Origin of the sequence: Ureibacillus sp. GCM10028918 (assembly GCF_042666115.1) — a bacterium.
Lineage (GTDB): Bacteria > Bacillota > Bacilli > Bacillales_A > Planococcaceae > Ureibacillus.
Window position 1 is genome coordinate 143,667 of sequence record NZ_JBHTFK010000005.1, and the last position, 20,831, is coordinate 164,497.

The window sequence follows — 20,831 nt, forward strand, 5'->3', positions numbered from 1 at the left end:
GACTAATGTCTCCTTACTTGTTAGCTTCTTGTACTAAATCAGGTCTTAAATTTACCGCTTTATTTAAATAGATATGGCGTACGTCTTTTTGAGTTAACTCAGTATTGACATGCAGTAAAACACGAATGCACAATGGAAGAGCATTCGGGACACTCATTTCATGCGTACACATCGTCGGAACATATTCCCATCCTTCAATGGAACGTACTGCTTTAGCTGGAAATCCAGAAGTAATATCCGTAGTTGTCGAGATTAATACTGAGATGATCTCATCTGGTTGTATATTATTTACACGCACAATTTCCTTCACCAAATTTTCAGTTTCAATAAAGATTAACTCGGCTCTATCCTCTGTTACTGTCGTTGCCCCTCTTACTCCTCTAATCATTTACATACCTCCATAAGTAAAGCGCGATACTCTAAGTCTATTTCTCTACATTCTGATATTTCAATTGATTGAATAAAAGGATTGCCGATCGTGTTCAGTAAAACAAATTGCAAATCGCCATATTCAACCTTTTTATCCTTAACCAAAAACGATTCTAATGTTTCGAATGTATATTTTGATACTGCTTCAAATGGGTATCCATTGTTGTAAGCAAATTGTAAAAAAGATTTTGTGAACTCGCGTGTTACCTTTCCATAACGCTCACTTAAAAGCAGCGTGTAAACAAGCCCAATTACAACTGCCTCTCCATGGGCCAATCCACCATACCCTGCTGCGGCTTCAATGGCATGCCCATAAGTATGACCAAGGTTAAGATATTTTCGAACGGATTGCTCTGTTTCGTCTTCGGCTACAATCTTTGCCTTCACTTCAATTCCAGCTTTTAAATAAGATGCCAGCTGATCGCTCGGGATGTTCGTAATCGAATCAATCAACATTAATTCTTGTAACCATTTTTCATCGGAAATCATTGCATGTTTAATAACTTCTGCCATTCCAGAACGAACCTCACGCTCACTTAACGAGCTTAAAAAATGGATATCATAAATCACTGCCTTTGGTTGATAAAAGGCACCAATGAGATTTTTTCCTTCAGGGTGGTTAATCGCTGTTTTGCCACCAACTGCCGAGTCATGAGCTAATATTGTCGTAGGGATCTGTACAAAAGGAATCCCTCTCATATAAGTGGCAGCAACAAAACCGGTTAAATCACCTACTGCCCCTCCACCAAAGGCCATCAAAAGGGATTTTCGGGTGCACTGATTGTTGATTAAAAATGTATGCGCTGCTTTATAGTTTTCAAAGCTTTTGCATTCTTCACCAGGTGGCATTACAAAAACTTCAAAAGGTAATGGGAAATTTTCAGAGAAATAGTCCCCTCCTGCATCCCATACGTTTTGATCTGTAAAAACGATGATTTTATCAACTTTTGGTAATTGTTCACATAAGGAATCAATTGCACTCGTTAAAATGTCGTTCCCAATCACAACTTCATATTGGTGTGATGCTGTGTTTACTGGAATTTTCATTTTTAAAACTCCTTTGAGTATTTTCTCATTTCTTCGATTTGCGCTTTCAGCTGCGGCAATTGATCACTATGGAATTGATCTACAAGTACACTTGCTACTTCCCAAGCAATAACACTCTCCGCAACAATGGATGCCGCTGGTACTGCACAACTATCAGAACGTTCAACACTTGCTTTAAATGCTTCTTTTGTTTCAATATCCACACTTTGTAACGGTTTATATAAAGTTGGGATTGGTTTCATCACACCGCGAACAACAATTGGCATACCCGTTGACATACCGCCCTCTAGACCACCCAGACGATTTGTTGCACGGGTGTACCCACTTTCTTCATCCCAAAGAATTTCATCATGCACTTCTGAACCTTTTCGACGTGCCATTTCAAAACCAATTCCAAATTCAACACCTTTAAAAGCATTGATTGATAACATTGCCTGAGCAAGCCTGCCATCTAATTTACGGTCATAATGTACGTATGAACCAATACCTGCCGGAAGGCCTTCAACGATTACTTCCACTACACCGCCGATAGAATCTCCAGCTTTTTTTGTGTCATCAATCATTTGTACCATTTGACTTGAAGCTTCTGCATCTACACAGTAGCAAGGATCCTGTTCAACTATTTCGCGGATTTCACTTGCAGATTTACCCTCAGCTTTTGATGTATCAGCTTTAATGCCAGCAATTTCTGTTACATGGGCTACTATTGAAATACCCAATTCACTTAATAATGCCTTCGCAACCGAACCTACTGCTACACGAACTGTCGTTTCACGGGCACTGGAACGTTCTAATACGTTACGTAAATCTCTATGGCCATACTTCATGCCGCCTACTAGATCTGCATGTCCTGGACGTGGACGTGAAATTTGACGTTTAATTTCGTTTGGATCAACGTCATCCGGAAGTGGATCGGCCCCCATAATTTTCGTCCAGTGCTTCCAATCATCATTTTTCACTATTAATGAAACCGGGGATCCCAGTGTTTTCCCATGACGAACACCACCTACAATTTCAACGGTATCTGTTTCGATTTGCATTCTTCTTCCGCGGCCATGTCCACCTTGACGTCGCTTTAAATCATAATTTATAGTTTCTGCCGATATTGGTAATAGGGATGGAAGACCCTCGATAATTGTAGTTAATTGAGGTCCGTGAGACTCTCCTGCTGTAAGGTAACGCATAAAACACTTTCTCCCTTCAACTCGCTAAAGTATGTATTTTTAAATATAACATATTATAACCCAAAAAACAGTGCTATTTTTTGAATATGATAGAAAATAGTACCGAATATTCAGAAATTCCATTATATAATATTATTGGATTAATTCCCTTAACCTTTTCATTTTCACCTTAAAAAAAGTCATTTTATAGTAAAATACGCTTTTCGTTCTATGCGAAAAGCGAAGTTTAAAAGCATATTCATGAAACAAGTGGCTAACCATCTTATTTCTTTCGATAAAAGAAAGTATCTTCAATTTCGAAGCCGTATTGAGCAGGGTTGAAAATTTGTTCTGTAGAACCAACAAACAAAATCCCTCCTGGACGTAACGATTTACTAAAATTACGATAGATTTGATCTTTCGCTTCCTCTGTAAAATAAATCATTACATTTCTGCAAACAATTAAATCATAGTTTGATTCATATTGATCATTTAACAAATTATGTTTCTTGTAATTAACCGTTCTTTTAATTTCATCTCTTACTTTAAAGAAAGCCCCTTCTTGTGCGAAATATTTCGTTTTTACATCGTTTGGAACTTCTGCAAGAGAACGCTCTGGATATAATCCTAGTTTAGCTTTTTGAATCACATTCTCATCGAGATCTGTCGCTAATACCTGAATTTGTGAAAGCGGCAAATGATGGGATAAAACCATGGAAATTGTATAGGGTTCTTCCCCCGTTGAACAAGCAGCACTCCAAATTTTCAAGCGTTTATTGGTCTGAAGCAATAATGGAAATATTTTATTTTGCAAAACTTCCCAACGTTTACCGTTCCGATAAAATTCCGATACATTAATGGTCATTCGGTCTAGAAATTCATTCATTAAATCACGGTTTCTTTCAAGAGCTTGCAAGAATTCGACAAAATTACGATACCCTTTTTTTTCATAAAGGGAAGTTAAACGTCTCTTCATCTGAGCTTCTTTATAGAGAGCTAAATTTATTCCTGTTTTCTTATTTATTCCGGCAATAAATTGTTCATAGTCTGACATTGGTTAATCTTTCCCCTCGTTATTTCCTCATTTCATTATATCGGAAATGTAGAAAATCGGAAATATATATCATTTCGACTATTTAAAATGTTGAGAGGGGGTGAAGAAAGTGGTATTTTTTCTAGAACTTATCTTCTAACTTTAACTGTACAGGTTGATCCAGGGCTAAATGTTGTCTCGTTTGTTCAATTTCCAATCGAAGCTTTTCTGTTTCGATGATATAACCTTCTTTTCTTACTTTTTCTAGTTCAATCTCTTGCTTTAACACTTCTAATTTCAATTTAGACTGTTTACTGAAATGACTTGTTAATATTGCTGTGATTGGAATAGCTGCGCCAATTACAACAATTCCCAATACCAGAATTACGTAATCTGCCATCTCTATCACCTCCAGTACCGATTATACCAAAATTCACGAGAGAGTTTCCAAAAAGTTCCGTTAATACAAAAAATAACTATTGCCTAAGCAGTATTTATTCCAGATGAAGACGCACGCTCACATCCAAGCTTTACTTGACTCGCTCAGTGCCTCAAGAATCTATTTGGTCTTAGAGCGCCCGCCCTCCTTGGCTGATAAGTGTTTTCCAGACATTCTGGGTTAATCGTTCAGTTTAGAACAGTTACATAAAAAAAGTGTAGACAAAGTCGTATATCAACTTTGACTACACTCTTAAATTTCGCCAGAGGGAAAATTAAGCTACTTCTCCGCCGAACCATAAGCTAATTTCACGTTCTGCTGATTCTGCTGAATCTGAACCGTGGATTACGTTTTCAGAAATTGTCACAGCATAGTCACCACGGATTGTACCTGGTTGAGAATCAGATGGTTTTGTAGCACCCATCATCGTACGAGCTAAAGAAATTACGCTTTCGCCTTCCCATACCATTGCAAAGACTGGACCAGAAGTAATGAAATCAACTAATTCACCGAAGAATGGTTTGTCCGCATGTTCTGCGTAGTGAGCTTCAGCTACTTCACGAGGAGCTACCATTAATTTAGCACCTTTTAGTTCGAAACCGCGACGTTCGAAACGGTCTACGATATCTCCAATTACTTGACGTTTTACTCCGTCTGGTTTAATCATTAAAAAAGTTTTTTCAATTGCCATTATTATAAAACACTCCTTAAGTTTGTATAAGGCGTTACACCTACCGATAAATATTACCAAAAGAACCGCAATACATCAACTTTTACTAATTAAACCTTGGTAATTTTACTTAAAATTTACGTTTACCAATAAATAAAGCTACATCTCTAAGTTTTTTCTTCATGGGGTGGTTTGGCAAAGCGTCCACTTCCTTTAACGCTTTTCTTAAATATTGATTGCTCAAAGTAATCGCTTGTTTGATTGCATCGGAATTGCGGACAACCTTCAGCATTTCCAAGCGATCTGCTTCTGAAACCTCACCATTTGACGCTTTGTCAACAAAACGCTGGATTGTAGGATGATCCTTCAATAATAAAATAGGCAGAGTGATATTTCCCTGGAGCAAATCGCTTCCAGCAGGTTTTCCCAGCTCTTTATCTGTTGCAGTGAAATCTAAAATATCATCTACAATTTGATAGCTCATCCCAACAAAATAACCAAACCGTTTTAGATGTCTTACAGTTTTATCATCAAGTCCACCAACGACAGCCCCTAATTCACAGCTTGATTCAATGAGTAGAGCTGTTTTACGCTTTATTCGGCGGAAATAATCTTTTAGGTTTTGTTGCCCTCGAAACTTGTCTTCAATTTGAATTACTTCACCATTACAAATTTCAACCATTGTTTTAGCTAAAATTTGATGAACTTTACTATTTTCGATAGATGTCACATACTCTAAAGCTCTTGCAAAAATAAAATCACCTGTATACATGGCAACTCGATTATTCCATTGTGCTTTTACAGTATGCCTACCTCTTCTCAAATCTGAATCATCAATAACATCATCATGTACAAGTGATGCCATATGAATTAACTCTAACGGTACGGCAATATTTTTGATTTGATCAATATTATACTGCCCAAATTTTGCACACATTAAAACAAAAACAGGGCGAATTCGTTTACCGCCAGCCTGTAACAAATGGAGAGAAGCATCATTTATCAAGTGTGAAGACGAGTTTAACGCAGTTTCTAATTCTTTTTCGATGATGTCTATATCCGACTTTAGATCGGAATAGAGTAATGTTAATTTCATCTTTTCCACGCGCGAAACCTTCTCCCCCTAGTTTTCTTTTTTAAAGCCCATATGCATAGCGGAAGCCCCACCGCTATATGCTTTATATGTTACCTTTTCAAAATTTGCTTCCTCGAACATTTTCGCTAATTTTTTCATACCTGGGAAATCGTTTGCAGACTCTTGCAGCCAAGAATATTCTTTATAGCTTTTTGCAAATAATTTACCGAATACCGGCATAATGTAGTTGAAATAGAATCTGAATAATTGTCTATATACGGGAATTTCAGATTGTGATGTTTCAAGACAAACTGCCATCCCACCTGGCTTTAACACTCTATTCATTTCCTTTAGGACTTGCACATAGTCCGGAACATTACGTAAACCAAATCCAATCGTTACATAATCGAATGTATCGTCCTCGAATGGGAGCTCCATTGCGTTTCCATGTATCAATTCTACCTGAGGATAAGGTTTAACCTTGTTCTCTCCAACTTTAAGCATATTTTTACTGAAATCTAATCCTTTTACCACACCTGTTTCTCCAGCTGCCTGTGCAAGTGCTACTGTCCAATCGGCAGTACCACAACAAACATCTAGACATTTAGATCCTGGTTTAACAGCCATACGTTTCATTGTATCTTCACGCCACTTTACATGAAGTTGAAAACTAATTACGGAGTTCATCTTGTCATAGTTATCCGATATGCTCTCAAAGACTTCGTGTACGTGTTCTTCTTTCGATTTAGCCATTTTGTCATTACCTTTCTAAGCGTTTTTTTTAATTAAACGCAACTTGTTGCTGTATGTATAACTTTAAATCGTCTTTTAAAATATTGGACGTTTGAAGATATTCGTTTAGCAAATTTTTGAGATCGTCAATTTCTTTTTGAATGATTAACTCAAATGAGCTCTCTTCCCCAATAACACTCTCTTGCATTTTTGCAAAAAGGTTTGAAGTAATACCACTTTGATGTTGATGAAGTTCCTTTTGCAAATGAAGCAATAATAAACCAGTATGCATTAATGAACTATACTGTTCATATTGATAGACTTGGTAAAAACGTTTGATTAGCTCTGTTTGAATGACGGAGATAACTTGATACCACTCATTGACTGTGTAATGGGATGTTTCATACAACTTAATTTGGTGTTCACACCTACTTACAATACCTTCAGAAAGCTGTCGAATTAGAGCGATATTGCCGGATTGTGCCAATATCTCATAATAACGTCCACTATAATAATCACCTGAAAGAACAGTAAGCTGTTGTTCTTTAGTTGTAGCATTTTTTTCACTTATTTTGTCGTGTTCGCTAAGCGAAGCATGGACGATCCCTACCGTAATTGCACTTTCTTGTATTTGCTCATCCCATTTTTCTCCATTTAAAAATGGTAATAGCATATAAAACAATTGATTTTCATCAAGCACTGGCAATCCCGTATATTGAATCAAAGTTCTATGACGAACATGCATGAAAATATTTGTTTTTAATTGTTCTATTGATTGTTGAATGTATGTTGCATCCATAGATATTACTCCATTCTACTTAAAGTGCAATGTATGGCTTCCATTGCAATGGTTCTTTCGGTACACCAATACAATTAAATAAACCAGTTTGTATTACAATTAATGTTTGTCATTTTATAAGTTAATTACTTCTTCGAACCGCTTTCAACCTCGCCATGCGTGGATAAAATCTTAGCTTTTCCACGAATTTTCATCGCAGATGTATTTTCTGTAAATTGGGCAATCATTACTTCCCCAGTGTCTAATTTTTCAGAATGATGAAATTTAGTATCCGTACCACGTGTTAAACCGATTACATGTACGCCATCTTCTAGAGCTTCAATGATAATATAGTCTGTTTGAGTCATATTATTTGTCTCCTCAAAATCAAATTCGTCTCGACGTATCTGCGACTGTGGCAAGCTTTTGTCACAATCAAACATTTGCGCCAAGATTTTAGACGAGCCCGCTCGAAAAATCCCTTTAAAAAGCGCATGTCTTCGCCTTATGGTCACTTCATTTCGCTAAATGAAGTTAAAATATATTCTTGTACATCATATCATAATAAAACTATAGTTTTAAGACATTTGAATAAATGATATTACTTCTCTTCGTAAAACGTCATCTTCCGCATAAATCCCGCGAGCAACAGAAGTAACTGTTTTAGAGCCAGGTTTTTTTAGTCCACGCATCGTCATACACATATGTTCTGCTTCAATTACTACATACACACCATATGGTTCCAGCATTTCCATGATTGTATCTGCCACCGTTGAGGTGATTCTTTCCTGCAACTGTGGTCTTCGTGCCACAGATTCCACACATCTTCCAAGTTTGCTTAATCCTGCAACTCGACCACCCTGCGGTAAATAGGCTACATGAGCTTTTCCATAAAACGGGACCAAGTGATGTTCACACATCGAATAAAAAGGTATATCTTTTACTAGTACTAGTTCTTCATGATTCTCATGGAAAACTGTGCTAAAAAATTCTCTTGGATCTTCTTCTATTCCACTAAACATTTCCGCATACATTTTTGAAACACGCTTTGGTGTATCAAGTAGTCCCTCACGATCTACATCTTCGCCAACAGCTTCTAAAATCATTTTTACAGCTTCTTCTATTTTTTCTAAATTTACTTTCGACATCTTTCTTCCTCCTAGTCCAGATGGACAGTCGCTACACAAAAAGAATCGTAGCACATCCTAACCCTTTACGCAAAAAGGATTATCTTTATCACTAAAGTGTTATGTATATATTTTGAAAGCTCGATTTTCGTCATTTCTTGAGCATTCACTTCTTGATTCTCTTATGTTTTCTATATCTTTAGTTATTTAATGATTCTACACCTATAAATCTTAATCATATCAAGTTTTACAAAAAGTAAAAAGAGCAGTCATCATGCTTGTCCATGACGACTGCTCTATGTAACTGCTAGACGCTTCTATAATTATTTAACAGCATCTTTAAGAGCTTTACCTGGTTTAAACGCAGGTACCTTGCTAGCAGCGATTTCGATTTCTTTACCTGTTTGTGGGTTACGCCCTTTACGAGCTGCACGTTCACGTACTTCGAAGTTACCAAAACCAATTAATTGTACTTTGTCACCCTTTGCAAGAGCATCTTGAATTGTATCAAATACAGCTTCAACTGCTTTAGAAGCGTCTTTTTTTGAAAGACCTGCAGCTTCAGCAACAGAGTTTACTAATTCTGTTTTATTCACACCATTCACCTCCTCTCAAAGGGTCATGAACCTAAATCATGTAAAAAGATTAACATATAGAAAATCCCTGCGCAACTGTATTTATCCATGTTTTCAACAATCAATCGGTTTTTTTCAATTAAAACATAAATAACAGGACTTTTCACCTGCTAAATGAAAAGTCCTGTTCCTAATTTATACCAAATTTATTTATTTTATACATTAAAGCTACATCGTAGTATAATTGCTTTTATGCTCAAACCTTCTTAAAATTCAGACAATACTTAAGGGGTCAGAAGGAATTTCTTAAGGTTGCGACCTATTAGATAACGGTCCATACCATGTTGCCTCAAGATGTGACTAAAGATATAAGTGCATAATTATTCACCCTTGTTTAATCGAGAAGACAATTTTACTAAATTATAAAGGTTACTAAACCACGTTCACCTTCGTTAACCATTCTTTCAATTGTTTGACGCATTCTCTTCTTGGCGCCTGGAGGTACGGCATTCATTTTATAGCGAATTCCCTCTTGAAGCACTTCATGAAGTGTAGTGCCAAATAATTGGGTTTGCCATAATTGATCACGATCATGCTTATAAGAGTACTGCAAGTCTTTCAGTAGTTGGTTCGCATAGAATTCTGTACCAATTAAAGGTGCAAATTCTGTTTCCATATCCACACGGATAATATGGTACGATGGTGCACTCGCTTTCATACGAACACCATAGAAATTATTTTGTTTAATAATTTCTGGTTCGCTTGGCTGGAATTCTTCTAATGTTGGAAGAGAGATACCGTAGCCATTATCACTCGCTTCATCAATCGCCTCACGGAATCTTTTTTGAGCTTGCTTCGCTTCCGCTGCTTCTTTAATGAATAGCAACCAATCTTTCTTTGTATCAATAGGAGCATCTAACCATTCGTTGCATACAGCTTTATAAATTTCAGGTTTTAACGTTATCCGTACAGTCGCTACACCTAAACCAGCATCTACCCGTTCAATTTCACTTTCTTCCACAAAGTCAATCTCTCGTAACTCTGAAGCGGCTTGAGACACATCACGAATCTTCGTCACCGAATTTAAAACGTTTCCTACTGCATCAGAAAGCGTTACATTTAGCGGATGTGTATAATCTAACACATCTAACCAATCTGGTTTTTCTACCTCAATATCTTCAATAGGGAACTCATATAATGCCTCTTGGAGGATATATTCCATATCCTTCGTATTCATTTGATCAATTGCAACCGGAATTACTGGAACCTCGTATTTTTCAAGTAACTCATGACGAAGTGCCATTGTGTTATTGTGTGTTGGCATTTGACAGTTCAACACAATAACAAACGGTTTCCCAATTTCTTTTAGTTGGCTAACAATTTGCTCTTCGGCAACTGCTGCTGCATGCCGGTTAATACCATTAACCGATCCATCTGTCGTTACGACAACCCCAATATTTGCATGGTCGCGAATTACTTTATCCGTACCGATTTTCGCCGCTTCTTCAAAAGGAATCGCTTCTGAATGCCATGGCGTATGAACATATTTCGGACCGTCCTCATCCTCGTAACCTCTAACACCGTCAATTACATACCCAACACAGTCTGCAAAACGAATACGGAACGGAATTTCGCTCTCACCAATTGTAATCTCTGTTCCTTGTGCAGGAACAAACTTTGGCTCAGCAGTCATAATAACAGGACCTGGTGAACTTTGAGGCAGCTCGTCCAGTGCTCTTTTGCGATCTTCTTCATTTACGATATTCGGGAGCACAACTGACTCCATCATTTTTTTCACAAAAGTAGACTTACCAACTCTAACAGGCCCTACAACACCGATATATACGTCCCCATTCGTTCTTTCTGCTATTTGATGAAAGATTTCTTCGCCTATTGTAGCTCCTCCTTTACGTAATTTAGTCTATGTACGACATTCTTCAAATATGAAAACGCCTTGTACGAAAATTTTTGGATAGGGAATGTATGATCGATATCGCTGGCCTAATTGAAGAGGTATATCGCACAAACTGAATCTTATTTATATATATGAAAAAAGTGTTTAAAAAATATGTAAAAATCCATATTTTTTAAACACTTTTCATTTTTGGTATGTTGTTGTATTTTTTATTGTTTAGACGTGGTTTCTTGTTCCTCTGTTTCTTTTGCCGTTGGTTCGTACATAAAAATCGGTTCGTTGTTTTGATCGACTGTGTAAGGTAATGAATAAGCTGGTACGACCGGATACGCATCGACCAATAACATACGTATATCTTCCCCTGGCGTTGGCTTAAGCTTATTTTCTTGTATGAAAATATTTAAATCCATTGAATAATCAATGTAGATTTCCCCTTCAGTCGTAACGATTAAAGGAAGTAAATTATTCGTGTACGGGCTTTGTACAGTTAAATCTTCCTCATATCCAATTTTTTCAAAATCAATCGAATAGACGTAATCTGCAATCTGTTCTTTAAAAGTTGGGTAATAGGTACTCATAAATCGTATGTTCAATTCACGAATTCTTTCAGCAGATCGTAGGTCGACTAACTTTACTGTTGGCTTTACTTCAGGATCCCAAATAATATATTGAAATAGCCCACCCTTTTCAAATGAATTGGCTGGTGCATTGGCTAAATATTTTGGAACTAATTTTTCAAAATCAATCGGATATTTAATAAAAATATCTGTATCCATGTCCCTTGTTTTAATCGGAAGTACACCGGTATCTGCTTGAAATTCCTCCACAGCCTTTTGAACAGAGGCTAATTGAAGGTCATCCGGCACCTGATTTTCTGCTTTCTCCTCTTCCGGGAAGAGGCAGCCTGATAATAAAACTGTAGTTAGAGCTAGTATAAAAAACAGGCTCCATTGTCTTTTCATTTTCTACTCACCTCGGGTAAATTGTTTCGCTAACAGCTACCATATTGAAGCATCACTATGTATGTAATTTAGTTTGGCCATGTCAAAACCACGAGCACCATTAAGATGGAACCGATTGCAAAAATGCCAAAAGCAACGAATCGCAGAGCCAGAGATAAGCAACCATTGTTTACCCATTTTCTTGTGACTCCCACAAGCAATACAGATAATAACATGGCACCAATTGAATAAAAAGAAACCCACATCACATCTAGTGCATGCATACTCGCAAGTGGTCCCCTCGCCGTTTGCAGCGTTAGATAATTCATGGAAGATAACAAATTTTGCAAGTTGTAAACCTCCTTTCACAAGAAGAGGAGGTAAACAAACTACCTCCACATACCCATTTATTCTTAATAGAGAAAATGCAAAAATTATTAATAAAGGTCTATTTCACGTTTTTTCATTCGGATCATCAATTCATCCACCGCTACTTTTGGTTCCTTATTATCAAATAAAATTTCAAAAAGTGCCATAGTAATCGGCATTGGCACCTCATATCTTTCAGATAATTGGTAGGCTGCTTTTGTAGTGCGTACACCTTCAACTACCATGCCAATCTGCTCTAAAACTTCATCGAGTTTTAACCCCTTACCAAGCATGTTTCCTGCTTTCCAGTTGCGGGAGTGTACACTTGTACACGTTGCGATTAGATCTCCCATGCCTGTTAAACCGGCAAAAGTAAAAGGATTTCCGCCCATTTTCACACCGAGACGAGTGATTTCAGCCAATCCTCTTGTGATCAGAGCAGCTTTTGCATTATCTCCATAATCCAAGCCATCAGATATACCGGCAGCTAAGGCAATAACATTTTTTAATGCTCCGCCAAGCTCTACACCAATAACATCATCGTTTGTATAAACACGGAAATAATTATTCATAAATAAGTCTTGAACCTTTTCAGCAGCATCTAAGTTACTACACGCTGCTGTAATTGTTGTTGGATGATGCAGTACTACCTCTTCTGCATGACTTGGACCAGATAGTACAACAATTTCCTCCACTACTTCCGGTGAAAGACTTTCTGTTAGAATCTCGGAAATACGCATAAGCGAATCTGGTTCAATTCCCTTTGATACATGGACAAACAATTTTTTACCTGTCAGGAAAGGCTCCATCGTGCTGCATACTTCACGAATGGCCTTTGTTGGTACAGCTACAACAACAATGTCAGAATGAAGTATGGCTTGTTCCAAATTACTCGTAGCAACTAGTTTTTCAGGCAATTGAATATTTGGTAAATACTTTTGATTTGAATGATGTAAATTAATCTCAATTGCTTGTTCATCACGATGTGTCCAAACAAGCGTGTTGTGACCATTTTCAGCTAATACAAGTGCTAATGCCGAGCCCCAGGAGCCTGCCCCTAAAACCGTAACATTTTCCATATTCTCTCCCCCTTAAATTCAATTAGTCGCGTGCACGAGCGATTAATCGAATTGGTGTTCCTTCAAAATCGAAGGTTTCACGAATTCGGTTTTCAAGGAATCGTTCATAAGAGAAATGCATTAATTCTGGATCGTTTACAAAGGTAACGAATGTTGGTGGTTTTACCGCAACTTGTGTCGTGTAGTAAATACGTAAACGTTTCCCTTTGTCTGATGGTGCAGGATTACGTGCAACTGAATCTTCAATAACTTCATTTAGTATTGAAGATTGAATACGCATTGCATGGTTTTCACTTACACGTTGAACAATATTCAAGATTTGATGAACACGCTGTTTTGTTTTCGCAGATACGAAAATGATCGGTGCATAGTGTAAGTATAGGAAGTGTTCTCGAATTTGTTGTGTGTAGAGTTTCATCGTTTTTTCGTCTTTCTCTACTGCATCCCATTTATTCACAACGACAATCACTGCTTTACCCGCTTCATGAGCATAACCCGCAATTTTCTTATCCTGTTCCTGAATACCCTCTTCACCATTTAATACAACCAAAACAACGTCTGAGCGTTCAATTGCTCTTAGTGCGCGCAGGACAGAGTATTTTTCAGTCGATTCATAGACTTTCCCTTTTTTACGCATACCTGCAGTATCAATGATTACGTATTCTTGGCCATCATAAGAATATGGCGTATCGATAGCATCGCGTGTTGTTCCTGCTATATCACTAACGATAACACGTTCTTGTCCTAAAAACGCATTAACTAATGACGATTTCCCAACATTTGGGCGACCGATTAAACTAAATTTAATCGTTTCTTCCGAATATTGCGCTTCATCTTCTTTAGGGAAGTGTTTAGCACATTCATCTAATAAATCTCCAAGTCCTAAACCATGTGAACCGGAAATTGGGAATGGTTCTCCAAAGCCTAAAGAGTAGAAATCGTAAATCATTTCACGCATGTCTGGATTATCAATTTTATTTACTGCTAAAACAATTGGTTTTTTTGTTTTATATAAAATTTTAGCTACTTGTTCATCGGCTAATGTAACGCCTTCACGTCCGTTTGTCATAAAGATAATGACATCGGCTTCTCGAATAGCAATCTCGGCTTGTCCGCGAATTTGTTCTAAGAAAGGTTCGTCTCCTATTTCAATTCCACCTGTATCAATGATATTAAATTCATGTGTTAACCAATCTGCCGAACTATATATGCGGTCACGTGTTACTCCTGGAATATCTTCCACGATTGAGACGCGTTCACCAACAATACGGTTAAATATTGTGGATTTTCCAACGTTCGGACGACCTACGATGGCGATTACTGGTTTTGTCATCTGTACTTCATCCTTCCAATTTCTTATCTTTAGTATTATACACGAAAATATAAATTATATCATTTTTTCAATTCTAAGCAATTGTTTCTTGGAAAACTTAGCCACTTGTTGAAGCAAAACAACTATAGTGGAAAACTTTCTGAATCAAAAATTAATGAAGAGAGAATGATATTTTAATTATCGCCATATAAAAAGACGCACCTATATGGTACGCCTTTTTACATCGTATTATTTATTTGTGAATCCTTTAAGTTTATCTCCGATTACATCACTAAGTGAGAATCCCGTTGTTTCTTCCGGTAATTCGTAGTCGAACTCTTCTTCTTTTTCAGGGTTGTTTTGAAGTTCTTTAATGCTCAGGGAAAGTCGCTTTTCTTCCGCGTTCACATCTAATACTTTTACTTGCACCTCGTCGCCTTCTTTTAGTGCTTCATGAGGTGTATTAATATGCTTATGTGAAATTTGCGAGATATGAACTAACCCTTCTACGCCAGGGAACAACTCAACAAATGCACCGAAAGATACTAAACGTCTTACTGTACCAGTTAAAATCGAACCCCTTGTAACCTGCTGCGCTACTTTTGACCAAGGTCCAGGTAATGTATCTTTGATCGATAATGAAATGCGTTCGTTTTCTGGGTCAACAGACAGCACTTTTACTTTAACAGCTTGACCCTCTGATAATACCGTACTTACATCATCGACATGATCATGGGAAACTTGAGAAATGTGAACTAATCCATCCACACCACCAATATCAACAAATGCTCCAAATGGTGCTAAACGTTGCACTTTACCCTCGATTACATCACCAGCATTGATTTCGTGCAATACACGTTTCTTGTTAGAAGCTTTTTGTTCTTCAAGGACTGCACGGTGAGATAAAATCAGACGTCCTTTTTCTTTATCAAGTTCAGTAATTTTAAAAGTTAATGTTTTGCCTTTATAATCTTCGAAATCTTCTACGAAATGGTCTTCCACAAGAGATGCAGGAACGAAGCCACGTACACCTAAATCAACAACAAGGCCGCCCTTCACGACATCCTTTACCTCTGCTTCGAACACTTCTCCTGATGCAAATTGCTCTTCAAGCTTATCCCAAGCTTTCAACGCATCTACTTTGCGTTTAGATAATACAAAGTTTTCTTCTTCTACTTTCGTTATCATGAGCTCTAGCTCATCTCCAATTGATACTACGTCAGAAGCTTTTTCAATGTGTAAGCTTGAAAGTTCGCTGATTGGTAAAATCCCATCGAAAGGAGCACCTTCAATTGAGATTGTTACTGCTTTTTCATCTACCTGCGCAGCAACACCTTTCACAATATCTCCTTCTTTAAACTCTTGGTTTGATCCTAAGTTCATTTCTTCAGACATATGTAACCCTCCTTCGCATCTTCCAATTTCTATTTTATTCTAAATAGTTCATAAAAACAAAAAATTTTCCTCTAATATCAGAAATTTCATTAACTTTTTTTCTCTTGCTTTAAATTTGGATGGATTTTATTCCATTTCTTGCTTGGCTAATTTTAGTATTTCTTGTGCCGCTTCTTCTATTGAAAGCTTAGTAGTATCAAGATAGATGGCATCTTCAGCTTGGATTAATGGAGACGCTTCTCTCTGACTATCAAGTTGATCTCGCAGTGCAATTTCTTCTTGAAGTTTTTCGATCGTGGAAGGTATTCCCCTTCTTTCATTATCCAAAAATCGACGTTTTGCCCTTTCTTCAACCGAAGCAGACATGAAAATTTTCAATTCTGCATCTTTTAGAACATGTGTGGCAATATCTCTTCCGTCCATAACGATTCCACCACGCGCTGCAAGTTCTTGCTGTTTTGCAACCAGGATTTCACGAATGTTTGCATGTGCTGCTACTTCACTTACATTTGCTGTCACTTCATTTGAGCGAATCGCTTCAGTTACGTTTTCTCCATCAACAAAAACCAATTGTCCATTTTGTGAGGGTTCCAGGATAATAGAAGTATTTAACAGCATTTTTTCTAGCGAGTTTGCATCACTTAAGTCTATGTTTTGAGACATTGCTTTATTCGTAACTGCTCTATACATTGCCCCTGTATCGATATAAGTAAAGCCTAAATTCTCTGCTACAATTTTAGCTATAGTACTTTTACCGGCACCGGCTGGTCCATCGATTGCAATTTGAATTTGTTTAATCATAAAATCCCTACTTTCCAACAATATTGTACCATATTACGTTGTTGATACACTTACAATAAGCTTTCTTTAACTACCTAAAAATGTCCCAAAAGTTTGTTAAACAAACCTTCGGGACACACCTTGTGTTAGTCGATTGTATTCGCTTCATTTTTTCTTCTGATCATCAGTTGCCTCTCAAAACAAAAACGTACTATATACTGCTTGTCTATATCCTCTGTCTCCGTAAATTGAAGAGACGCTATTCTTACATGATTCTTTTCAAAGATACGAATGATCTTCCCTGAAGTTTTTATATAACGAATTTCTCCGTTTATAAAAGGCAATACAATTGTGAGGTTAACGTTCTCATCTTCTTTGAATGGGACGTCTTTTATTAAATGGATTGCTAATCCACCAGCACTGATATCGTCGGTGACACATTGGTGGAATTTACTATTATATTCAATTGCAATATCTACTGGAGTATTCACTCGTACAAATTCACGTCTCTGAATTTTCACGAACTCATCAGATGGCGGACATGCCAACATGATTGTAGGAATGTTCCCTAATTTTCGTCCTAATACTTCTGTATTAAATGCATAACTTACTTTATCTTCGCCCGTAAACGAGGCACGAAATTGTGAACCGTCTACTAAAAAAGCAGTTTTATTTGTCGCAGTATTGACCGGATAGTCAATATAAAGTATGTGATGTTCTTGTTCCACAATTTTACAACGGAATTTTTCAACTCGATCGGTATAAGTGGGTTCTAAAGTCAATGCAGTCCCTATCTTTAGTTGCATAATCTTCGCCTCGCACAATCATAATAGTCTAATTATTGCACGAAAATTACTTTTTTTCTATAAACATGATGATTTTTCACTTCATTCTTTTAGTTCGTAAAATCGATTAAAACAAATCCAGGAGAATGAAGTGAAAAAAGCTCTGTGGGAAGTCATGTCGTTTTCAACGAGTAATTGGTTTACTGCATGTATTCAACTTTTAGTACATCATGATTTTCAGCATCGACAACCACTCTGAATGTCTCGTTCAGATCGTTATCAAAATGCGCAATGACTTGATAGCATTTTCTTAGTTGGAACGCTTCGTTTTCTGTGTAGATTAATTGTTCATCTTCTACCTGAGTTCCAGGTCTAAAGAAAGCTTCCCAATCGATTGGCACTACTTCTTGGTCTTCGTTTATCTCTTCCTTTTGAACATATTCCATAGCGTTTAAACCTAAGAGTTCTCCACTATCCTTCGAAATCTTCATTTGAACACCATCTGCATAAACTAATGCTTTGTCGTCCCCAACAACACGAGCTAAGGACATATGCCAAGCTTCATGGTTTTCACGCATTTCTACCAATTGCAGATCTTTATACCCTGCTTGGTTTAGAATTTTAGTGACTAAATCACGGATTTGCTGTTGTGTAATTCCTGTTTTCTCCTGAACTGGTCGTTCAGATAAGAAAGATAAAATATAGCCGCCCTTTACGGTAATATCTGCATACCCAATTCGACTGCCTTTAACAAATTGAATGTGATAGAAAGGATATGCAGCATTATCTTTACTCTTTGTTACGGTGTATGTGGCATCCTTTATGCCTGGTATTAGTAACTCCAGTTTTTCAATTGCTTGGTCTTTCGTGATTTCTTGGTCATTCAAATTTTGGAGTTCTTTTTTCTTTAGCCAATCCGATTCACTAGTTGTTAAAGGGAAATCGGTTTCGCCATAAGACTTTAAATTTGCAGTCACGGTTTTAAATGGAGATTCATTTGTTTCCTTTTCCGCAACAGAAGCCCACTCTGATATACTCGCATCATTTTGGTAAAAATTAGATGTTGCGACAGTCCATTCATCTGCCAAGGCTTGTAAATTCTGATTTACTACTGGCATACGTTTATGCCATGATTCAAAATTGCTGTTATCTGCTGCATATTTCGCTTCTTCACCGATATTGCCTACATATCGAAGCCATTCATTTGATACTTCTCTACTTAAAGGTAGGCTACTAATTGTCGATCGAAATTCGTTACTGATTCGCCAAATATTATCCAGTTCATTTTCCAGTGCTACTTCATCTTGAAACAATAAAGATTGAGATACTGACTGTTGTAGAGTGGATAACTTTTCTGATGCATTTGTTAATGAATTTGTATATTGTGCATGAACTGTTTGTTCTAAATGTTTATTATCTTTCCTGACTTCATAAGAATATAATCCTAGCGCTAACACTGCAATGGAAAGTAAATAGATAGCACTCTTCATATTGTCCCTCCTTTAGTAGCAGAATATATGTTCACCAATTTGCTTAATTTGCGGTCTCGACCAAATCCACTTACTTGTAGCGGTTTTCGGGTTAAAATAGAATAGTGCATTTTCTGTAGGGTCCCATCCGTTCATGGCATCCAAAACAGCCTCTTTTGCCCTCTCATTTGGAGTTAACCAAATCTGGCCATCTGCTACTGCTGTAAACGCGCCGGGCTGGAAGATGATATCAGAAATTGTATTTGGAAATTCTGCGGACTCTAATCGATTTAAAATTACTGCAGCTACCGCCACTTGTCCCTCATAAGGCTCACCACGCGCTTCTCCATAAACCGCATTTGCCATTAACTGTAAATCTCTCTCAGAATATTTTACTGGAAGCTGTACATCGGTACTTTCAGATGAGCCTGCACCTGCACTAGTTTGTTGGGCTAATGGAATACCACCATAATGGGTAAATCGATTTCCATTCTCTATTTGTTCATGAACCCAGTCTTCGTGATAATCACTTGCTCTTACTAGTGCATCTTTTGATCTTGCTCCTGCTATTCCGTCAATTCCGAGTTCATATTGGTCTTGGAAGTTGCGTAGAGCCCAATATGTCCCATATCCAAAAATCCCATCAATTTTGCCTTTATAAAACCCCAAGTATTGTAATCGTGCCTGCAACTCAATCACATCATCCCCAAATGCTCCACGTTCAATGGTTTGTCCTGAAAATGCTAATGGTTCATTTGGCTTTATTACTGCAAGTGTGCCAAATATTAAAATCACAGACATAAAAATACTTCTTACCATTTATTTCACTCCTTTCTCATAGCATGTAAAAAAGATTTGCTTTTATACGTTTTCAATCAGAAAAACATATAATGATGAAAATTAGAAAGAGTTCGATAACAAAAAAAGCCCCCATTTTCATGTATACAATGAAAATAGAAGCTTTTAAATTTTATTTTGTTCAAACAAATGTTGTACAAGATGCTGATGGGCCAACTTGACTTTTCTTAAAGCAAACCACCATAAGAAAAACATGAAAGGTGCAATCAAATACACCCAATACCCTTGAAACGTTAGAATTGAATTGTAGATGATATGTAAAAATAATGGTGCAACTAAGGAGAGGACCAAATACTCCTTTTGTTTATCATTTTTTGCAAATTTACTCTTGCCGTAATAATACCCCATGACAACACCAAATAAGGCATGGCTGGAGACAGGTAATATCGCCCTAATTAGAGCGGTATCAATCCCGAACGTCAGTAAAAATAATACATTTTCTACTGTGGCAAATCCAAGTGAAACACTGGCACCATATAAAATTCCATCATAAGGATCATCAAATTCAACATGCCTGAAAATAAGCGTTAAAATGACTAGCCATTTGAAAAACTCTTCCAACCCACTTGAAAATAATACATCTGCAATAAATGGGTTCACAATAGCTTCTTCTTCTTTTATAACATACTGAATGAACATGATTGGGAATGTAATTATAGTCCCAAAGAAGAAGGCCTGTAATAACGTTCTTCTTGGCTCTGTTGCCATTTGATTACGCAAATAGAAATAACTTAACAAAGCTAGACCGGGAGCTACTGCAGCTGACAATAAAATAAAAATAGGCTACACTCCTTCCTTAAAACCTCATTAATGTTATTATAACATTAGTAGCTAACGAAAAGATGGTTAAGAGAGGTTTT

At 37.1% G+C, this 20,831-nt stretch carries 23 protein-coding genes; all 23 read right to left on the bottom strand.

Annotated elements, in window-relative coordinates:
* Nucleotides 1-13: 13 nt before the first annotated feature.
* The 23 genes from aroH to prsW all read right to left on the bottom strand — a co-directional run bounded on the left by aroH (nt 14) and on the right by prsW (nt 20,751).
* Entirely contained in the window at nt 14-388 is a 375-nt protein-coding gene (aroH, locus tag ACFQU5_RS04005) for a chorismate mutase (protein WP_390284984.1), read from the bottom strand.
* Entirely contained in the window at nt 385-1,476 is a 1,092-nt protein-coding gene (gene aroB / locus ACFQU5_RS04010) for a 3-dehydroquinate synthase (RefSeq protein ID WP_390284986.1), read from the bottom strand. The genes aroH and aroB overlap by 4 nt, the downstream gene beginning before the upstream one ends.
* Nucleotides 1,477-1,478: 2 nt before the next feature.
* The gene (gene aroC / locus ACFQU5_RS04015) at nt 1,479-2,660 is read right to left on the bottom strand and encodes a chorismate synthase (protein ID WP_390284988.1); all 1,182 of its coding nucleotides are present in this window, start codon (nt 2,658-2,660) and stop codon (nt 1,479-1,481) included.
* Between the two features lie 262 nt (nt 2,661-2,922).
* Nucleotides 2,923-3,693: a CheR family methyltransferase gene (locus tag ACFQU5_RS04020; RefSeq protein WP_390284990.1), complete on the bottom strand. Its 771-nt coding sequence runs from the start codon at nt 3,691-3,693 to the stop codon at nt 2,923-2,925.
* Nucleotides 3,694-3,814: 121 nt separating this feature from the next.
* Nucleotides 3,815-4,072, bottom strand: coding sequence for a hypothetical protein (locus tag ACFQU5_RS04025; RefSeq protein ID WP_390284992.1), 258 nt, complete (start codon nt 4,070-4,072; stop codon nt 3,815-3,817).
* Nucleotides 4,073-4,385: 313 nt separating this feature from the next.
* On the bottom strand, nt 4,386-4,802 hold the full coding sequence (ndk, locus tag ACFQU5_RS04030; protein WP_390284994.1) for a nucleoside-diphosphate kinase: 417 nt from the start codon (nt 4,800-4,802) through the stop codon (nt 4,386-4,388).
* Between the two features lie 109 nt (nt 4,803-4,911).
* On the bottom strand, nt 4,912-5,886 hold the full coding sequence (gene hepT, locus ACFQU5_RS04035; protein WP_390284996.1) for a heptaprenyl diphosphate synthase component II: 975 nt from the start codon (nt 5,884-5,886) through the stop codon (nt 4,912-4,914).
* Nucleotides 5,887-5,904: 18 nt separating this feature from the next.
* Nucleotides 5,905-6,609, bottom strand: a complete 705-nt coding sequence (locus ACFQU5_RS04040) for a demethylmenaquinone methyltransferase (protein ID WP_390284999.1) — start codon at nt 6,607-6,609, stop codon at nt 5,905-5,907.
* Nucleotides 6,610-6,637: 28 nt separating this feature from the next.
* Entirely contained in the window at nt 6,638-7,387 is a 750-nt protein-coding gene (locus ACFQU5_RS04045) for a heptaprenyl diphosphate synthase component 1 (protein ID WP_390285001.1), read from the bottom strand.
* 125 nt (nt 7,388-7,512) lie between these two features.
* Nucleotides 7,513-7,734, bottom strand: a complete 222-nt coding sequence (mtrB, locus tag ACFQU5_RS04050; RefSeq protein WP_390285003.1) for a trp RNA-binding attenuation protein MtrB — start codon at nt 7,732-7,734, stop codon at nt 7,513-7,515.
* A 210-nt stretch (nt 7,735-7,944) separates the two neighbouring features.
* A complete protein-coding gene (folE, locus tag ACFQU5_RS04055; protein ID WP_390285005.1) occupies nt 7,945-8,514 on the bottom strand; it encodes a GTP cyclohydrolase I FolE in 570 nt (189 codons plus the stop codon).
* 302 nt (nt 8,515-8,816) lie between these two features.
* The gene (locus ACFQU5_RS04060; RefSeq protein ID WP_004232618.1) at nt 8,817-9,089 is read right to left on the bottom strand and encodes an HU family DNA-binding protein; all 273 of its coding nucleotides are present in this window, start codon (nt 9,087-9,089) and stop codon (nt 8,817-8,819) included.
* Between the two features lie 394 nt (nt 9,090-9,483).
* Entirely contained in the window at nt 9,484-10,962 is a 1,479-nt protein-coding gene (gene spoIVA / locus ACFQU5_RS04065) for a stage IV sporulation protein A (RefSeq protein WP_390286499.1), read from the bottom strand.
* A 230-nt stretch (nt 10,963-11,192) separates the two neighbouring features.
* Nucleotides 11,193-11,945, bottom strand: a complete 753-nt coding sequence (locus ACFQU5_RS04070; RefSeq protein WP_390285008.1) for a hypothetical protein — start codon at nt 11,943-11,945, stop codon at nt 11,193-11,195.
* Between the two features lie 68 nt (nt 11,946-12,013).
* Nucleotides 12,014-12,274: a DUF2768 domain-containing protein gene (locus ACFQU5_RS04075; protein WP_390285010.1), complete on the bottom strand. Its 261-nt coding sequence runs from the start codon at nt 12,272-12,274 to the stop codon at nt 12,014-12,016.
* An 87-nt stretch (nt 12,275-12,361) separates the two neighbouring features.
* Nucleotides 12,362-13,372, bottom strand: coding sequence for an NAD(P)H-dependent glycerol-3-phosphate dehydrogenase (locus tag ACFQU5_RS04080; protein ID WP_390285012.1), 1,011 nt, complete (start codon nt 13,370-13,372; stop codon nt 12,362-12,364).
* A gap of 22 nt (nt 13,373-13,394) precedes the next feature.
* Nucleotides 13,395-14,705: a ribosome biogenesis GTPase Der gene (gene der, locus ACFQU5_RS04085; RefSeq protein ID WP_390285014.1), complete on the bottom strand. Its 1,311-nt coding sequence runs from the start codon at nt 14,703-14,705 to the stop codon at nt 13,395-13,397.
* A 228-nt stretch (nt 14,706-14,933) separates the two neighbouring features.
* Nucleotides 14,934-16,079, bottom strand: a complete 1,146-nt coding sequence (gene rpsA / locus ACFQU5_RS04090) for a 30S ribosomal protein S1 (protein ID WP_390285016.1) — start codon at nt 16,077-16,079, stop codon at nt 14,934-14,936.
* Nucleotides 16,080-16,205: 126 nt separating this feature from the next.
* On the bottom strand, nt 16,206-16,880 hold the full coding sequence (gene cmk / locus ACFQU5_RS04095) for a (d)CMP kinase (RefSeq protein ID WP_390285018.1): 675 nt from the start codon (nt 16,878-16,880) through the stop codon (nt 16,206-16,208).
* A 125-nt stretch (nt 16,881-17,005) separates the two neighbouring features.
* Entirely contained in the window at nt 17,006-17,665 is a 660-nt protein-coding gene (locus tag ACFQU5_RS04100; RefSeq protein ID WP_390285020.1) for a flagellar brake protein, read from the bottom strand.
* Nucleotides 17,666-17,844: 179 nt separating this feature from the next.
* Nucleotides 17,845-19,134, bottom strand: coding sequence for a PepSY1/2 domain-containing protein (locus ACFQU5_RS04105; RefSeq protein WP_390285022.1), 1,290 nt, complete (start codon nt 19,132-19,134; stop codon nt 17,845-17,847).
* Nucleotides 19,135-19,146: 12 nt separating this feature from the next.
* Nucleotides 19,147-19,932 carry a spore cortex-lytic enzyme gene (gene sleB / locus ACFQU5_RS04110; RefSeq protein ID WP_390285024.1) on the bottom strand — a complete coding sequence of 262 codons (786 nt, stop codon included), beginning with the start codon at nt 19,930-19,932 and terminating at the stop codon, nt 19,147-19,149.
* Nucleotides 19,933-20,076: 144 nt separating this feature from the next.
* Nucleotides 20,077-20,751: a glutamic-type intramembrane protease PrsW gene (gene prsW / locus ACFQU5_RS04115; RefSeq protein WP_390286501.1), complete on the bottom strand. Its 675-nt coding sequence runs from the start codon at nt 20,749-20,751 to the stop codon at nt 20,077-20,079.
* Between the last annotated feature and the right edge of the window lie 80 nt (nt 20,752-20,831).